The sequence below is a fragment of the Synechococcus sp. W60.3 genome, from assembly GCF_047502615.1.
Classification (GTDB): domain Bacteria; phylum Cyanobacteriota; class Cyanobacteriia; order Thermostichales; family Thermostichaceae; genus Thermostichus.
This window is the reverse complement of sequence record NZ_JANSHJ010000045.1, coordinates 1-1,161: the sequence shown is the minus strand read 5'-3', so window position 1 is coordinate 1,161 and position 1,161 is coordinate 1. Positions and strand designations below refer to the sequence as shown.

Annotated in this window: 2 protein-coding genes and 1 pseudogene; 2 read left to right on the top strand and 1 reads right to left on the bottom strand. The window is 53.4% G+C overall.

Going from position 1 to position 1,161, the window contains the following annotated elements:
* A partial coding sequence (locus NW846_RS11700) for an NAD(P)H dehydrogenase assembly family protein (protein WP_414516103.1) occupies positions 1–119 on the bottom strand: 119 nt, incomplete at its 3' end.
* A 557-nt stretch (positions 120–676) separates the two neighbouring features.
* Here NW846_RS11700 and NW846_RS11695 point away from each other — a divergent pair.
* Entirely contained in the window at positions 677–898 is a 222-nt protein-coding gene (locus tag NW846_RS11695; RefSeq protein WP_041436895.1) for a DUF2949 domain-containing protein, read from the top strand.
* Positions 879–1,161: pseudogene (locus tag NW846_RS11690) on the top strand (nucleoside triphosphate pyrophosphohydrolase); the annotation flags it as partial. The gene NW846_RS11695 and the pseudogene NW846_RS11690, both read left to right, overlap by 20 nt.

Genomic DNA, 1,161 nt, shown 5'->3' with positions numbered 1-1,161 from the left:
TGCACACTGTAGGTGCCCAACAGCCGCCGCTGCAAGATCACCCCTTGTTCGTGCAAGCGGATCAAATGGGCCGGGCGCAACATCGGCATTGGGTCAGCCGTTTTTAGGTAAGGAGGCATCTCCACCACTTGAACCGTTGCCCCCACTGGCAGTAAACCCTGGGCTTCAGACATAACGGGAGTCCATGTGGCAAGTGTCTCTAGCTTAGCTGAACGTAGGACGATGTATGCCCAAAACCGAACCCGAGCAGGATGACAGCATTAGGGCAGATCCCAGAGGAGCCGAACAGATTGGATCCCCGAAGAATTGTTGTAAGTTAAGCACGAGGATTCAACGAGATAAAAAGGTAACATCTTGCAAGGTGAGTTGGTTTTTCCCACAAAGAAAAAGCAGTCGGCCTTTCGGGGTGCTGCCAACTGATCGCCAATTTGCTACCATACCATGAACTCTTGGTACCCATTTTTTGTGTCCTTGGATACGGAAACCTCATTTGCCGAGGCAATTTAGGGGTTCTCTTGTCCTGGAGCTGTGGGCGCAGGGCTTAGCAAGCTCGCCTTCGGCCTACGCACCAGCCAGATCTTTGCCGAAATTCTGTAGAAGTGTTAAGAATAGTTACATTGGTTTGCTATCTTCTCAGTTTTCATACTCGTCCTTACTTCAGCGCTGCGAAACGACCATGCTAGATCCCATTCCCCCCCCAGCCCTTGAGGAATATCTATTGGAAACGGGCATTATCGACCGTTCTCAACTGAGCCTGGCCAAGAAGCTGCAGCATCGCCAGCAAGGGCCGTTGCTGATGATCCTTTTGGAGTTGAGTTTCATCGATCTGGAGCAGCTCAGCCGCCTTTTGGATTTGGGCCGCGCCTACCCTTTTGATCATGCTGCAAACGCTGGATAGTCTTCAGCCCAACTGGCAACAGGCTCTGGCTCGGTGGTTCGCTGCTGAGCAGGGATCCCTGCTGCTGAAAAGCTGTGGGGGAAAGGATCCGGCGGAGCTGCGCAGTGTTTTGCAACAGGTCTGTGCTCCTGTCCAGCCTGTTACGTTGTTAACGGAGGGCTTAGAGGTGGTGGCCGGCCCACTGACGCTGCAAAGCTGGGATCCCCAAGCGACGGGCCATTTTGCCCACCTTTATCTGGAGCGTTCCGCCTCTAGCTCACACA